We start from the raw sequence: 4,089 nt of genomic DNA on the forward strand, positions 1-4,089 counted from the left end.
GAGAAATCAGATAAAAGAGATACCAGAATCCCTGGCACAACTCACCAATCTGACAAAGCTTTACCTCTGGGGAAACCAGATAAGTGAACTACCTCACACATTAACAAACTTAAGAAAATTAACCATATTGCACTTAGAAAATAATCCCCTCTCCATTCCTCCGGAAACACTACGACAAGGATGGGGAGAGAATGGCTGGGAGCCAGGAAATCCACAATCTATTCTCAATTACTACTTCACCACCCGCAATCCAGAAGAAACCCAAACCCTCTACGAAGCAAAACTCCTCCTCGTCGGCGAAGGAGGTTCCGGAAAAACCAGCCTCGCTAACAAAATCCTCAACCCCGAATACCAACTCAAACCCGAAACCGAAGATACCTCCACCGAAGGAATCGATATATTAAAATGGGAATTCACCACAGCCAACGGCAAACAATATCGGATTAATATTTGGGACTTTGGCGGACAAGAAATATATCACCAAACCCATCAATTTTTCCTCACGGAACGTTCCCTTTACCTCCTCGTCGCCGATAGCCGCAAAGAAGATACAGACCATTATTTTTGGCTGCAAATTATCCAACTTCTCAGTAAGAATAGCCCAGTTATCCTCATTCAGAACGAAAAACAAGATCGAACCTGCAACCTCAACCTCAACCAACTACGGGGTGAATTTGCCAACCTTCGCGATACTTTACCTATCAATCTTGCCACTAATCGCGGTTTAACTGAATTACAAAGCGAACTCCAACACCAACTAGAAAAACTCATCCCCAATGGGATACCTTTCCCCAACAAATGGTTCGCTGTCCGCTATACTTTAGAAAACGATGGACGTAATTATATAGAATACTCAGAATACCAAAATACCTGTCGCCGCCACGGTATTACTAACCGGGATGAAATGTGCCAACTCAGCCAATTTTTGCACGATTTAGGTATTTGCTTGCATTTCCAAAATGACCCCATTCTCTGCCATCGCCTCATCCTCAAACCCAACTGGGGAACCACCGCAGTATACAAAATTCTCGATCACAAAAAAGTTAAACAAAATTTGGGACAATTTAACGATAAAGATTTAAAAGATATTTGGCAAGCCGACGAATACGCCGATATGCGCCACCAACTCCTGCAATTAATGAAAGAATTCAAAGTTTGCTATGAAATTCCCCGCCGCCAAGGTGAATATATTGCCCCGCATCTCCTTTCCTCGGAATCTCCCACATATCAATGGCATACTGAAAATAACTTAATCTTGCGCTATAAATACAATGGCTTCATGCCCAAAGGCATCCTCACCCGCTTTATTGTGGAAATGCACAAGGAAATTGAAAATGTCTCCGAGCCAGAAAATGCCTTAGTATGGAAAACAGGGGTAATCCTCAAAGATAATGGTGCCCGTGCTGAAATTATCGAATATTACCATAAAAAAGAAATAATTATCCGCGTTTCCGGGAATCGTACCCGCGATTTACTGACTATTATTGACCGTAAATTTATGGAAATTCACGATAGCTTTGATGGACTCAACTATGATACTCTGATTCCCTGTAACTGCCAAGTTTGTAAGCCTAGCCAAAATCCTTATTCTTTTCCCCTCAATCGCCTATATAATTATATTGATAAACATCGTCCCACTATCGAATGTTACGAAAGTGCTGAAGATGTGAATGTGAGAGGATTAATCGATGGGGTAATTAGCGAATATTCCGATAATCCTGAATTCCCTGGAGATTATGGTGAGGGTTTTATGGGGAAACCTGGGCGAGGTTATAGGGGTAGATATAGGCGCGAGTTAAAACCGAGAGATGCACCAGCAAATCCCACAGTAAATATTTCTGTAAATACCCCAATTTATAATAACAACAAACAGGAGCAAGAGATGAGTAACGATAAAATATGGCACGGCGATAGAGTTGAAGGCAGTAAAATCGGTAGCATTAACTCACTTCAAGGGAGTGTTGGTGATATTCACGGTAATAATATCGTTAATAACTATAACGATACAGACAAACAATCCCTAGCCGAAGCAGCTAAAGAAATTCAAGAATTAATGGAACAACTCTCCACAACCCATAATACAGACTCCATGGTTGCCAAAGTCGAATTTGCAGGTGAAATTGTCAAACAAATAGATGCTAATCCTAATTTAGGTGGACGTATTCTCAGTGCCAGTAAAGCTGGCGGAGTTGCGGCAATTGGTCAATTTTTGAATCATCCTCTAGCTAGTTTTGCGATTGCTGCTTTAGAAGATTGGCAAAAGACGAAGTAGCGCTCGCCTGGGGATGTAGGGTGGGCAGTCCCCAATATCAGGTGAAAAACTTATGATTACGTTGGAGGGGACTGCCCACCCTACTGTTATTGAGAATAGTGCTGGGGATGTAGTGGGCAGTCCCCAATATCAGGTGAAAAACTTATGATTACGTTGGAGGGGACTGCCCACCCTACTGTTATTGAGAATAGTGCAAGCATCTGAGTAATATTAACTAATCGTACCAGTAAGGGGAGAACTAGCACTAGCATAACTTTTCACAGGCATTCGTCCCGCCAAATAAGCCAAACGCCCTGCTTCAGTTGCCATCCCCATCGCCCTACCCATTGATACTGGATTTTTAGCTAATGCGATCGCACTATTAATTAATAACACATCTGCTCCCAACTCCATCGCGTATGCAGCCTCACTCGGCGTACCGATTCCCGCATCCACTACCACTGGTACTTTAGCTTCCTCAATAATAATTGAAATATTAGCAGCATTTTTGATACCTTGTCCAGAGCCAATAGGCGAACCCAGAGGCATCACCGTTACACACCCCACCTCTTCTAATCGTTTCGCCAATAATGGATCTGCATTAATATAAGGTAATACGGCAAAACCTTCTTTCACCAATTGTTCTGCTGCTTGCAACGTGCCAATGGGATCTGGTAATAAATACTTAGAATCGGGAATTACTTCCAATTTAACAAAATTATTATCTTCTTGCCCTAATAATTTTGCCATTTCCCTACCTAACCGTGCCACGCGAATAGCTTCCTCTGCCGTCTGACAACCAGCAGTATTGGGCAACATCCAAAGTTTAGTCCAATCCAGGGCTTCTGCTAAACCTTCATGCCCAGGTGCTTTCGTTTGGACTCGTCGCACTGCCACAGTAACTATCTGACTGCCACTAGCCGCAATACTCTCCTGCATTTCTGTAATGGTACGATATTTACCCGTACCCGTCATCAAGCGAGAGTGAAATGTACGCCCAGCAATGATCAGTTTGTCAGTTGGGGATTCTTCTGTCAAGGCTGAGGATTGTGGCGATATAGGATTGATAATACTAGTAATCATTATATTTGTCTTGGCAGGGGCAGATCGATTGTAAAACCTCTCGTAGCCAAAATGTTCCAGGAGCGAATCGGACTTTTTCGCTTCAATCAAATCTGCTATCAATAATCCGGTTATCGGTGCTAATAAAATCCCATTGCGATAATGACCCGTAGCTAAGGTAAGATTTTGACAAGGACTTGTACCGAGAATGGGTAACTCATCTGGCGTTGTTGGTCTAAATCCCCACCAACACTCCTGAATTGACCAATCCTGTAATATGGGATATAGTCTAATTGCTCTAGCCAATAGCGATTGTATACCTGCTGGAGTATTATCGGGTTGCCATCCCACATCCTCACTCGTCGCCCCAATAATTAATCGCCCATCCCGACGGGGAACCAGATAGATTTCATTACCAAATAGTACCCGTTGCAGAGGTAAGGGTTGATGATTATTACTATTTGGCACTTGTACCGACACCATCTGACCTTTTTTCGGATAGATTGGCAGGGGCAATAATTCATTTGCCCAAGCACCCGTTGCCAGAATATAATGGTTAGCCTGAAATTCGCCAGCAGAAGTTCTCACCCGGCGAATAACCCGATTTTCCTGTTCAATTCCTTCAACTGTCACCCCTTCTTTGAGGGTAACACCCAAATCTCTGACTGCTTGCCGCAGTGCCTGAATCAGTCCCCGGTTATCTACCTGACCATCTTCAGGATACCACCAACCTCCTACTACATCAGTACCTAATCCAGGCTGATATAAATTAATTG

Annotated in this window: 2 protein-coding genes; one reads left to right on the top strand and one right to left on the bottom strand. The window is 43.1% G+C overall.

Annotated features, from left to right (window positions below):
* A partial coding sequence (locus NJ959_RS26520) for a COR domain-containing protein (protein WP_254014760.1) occupies window positions 1-2,272 on the top strand: 2,272 nt, incomplete at its 5' end.
* Between the two features lie 210 nt (window positions 2,273-2,482).
* Here the strand turns inward: NJ959_RS26520 and thiO are convergent.
* The coding region (thiO, locus tag NJ959_RS30375; RefSeq protein ID WP_305069168.1) for a glycine oxidase ThiO at window positions 2,483-4,089 on the bottom strand (1,607 nt) is incomplete at its 5' end.

The organism is Limnofasciculus baicalensis BBK-W-15 (genome assembly GCF_024178385.1).
In the GTDB taxonomy this organism is placed as follows: domain Bacteria; phylum Cyanobacteriota; class Cyanobacteriia; order Cyanobacteriales; family Coleofasciculaceae; genus Limnofasciculus; species Limnofasciculus baicalensis.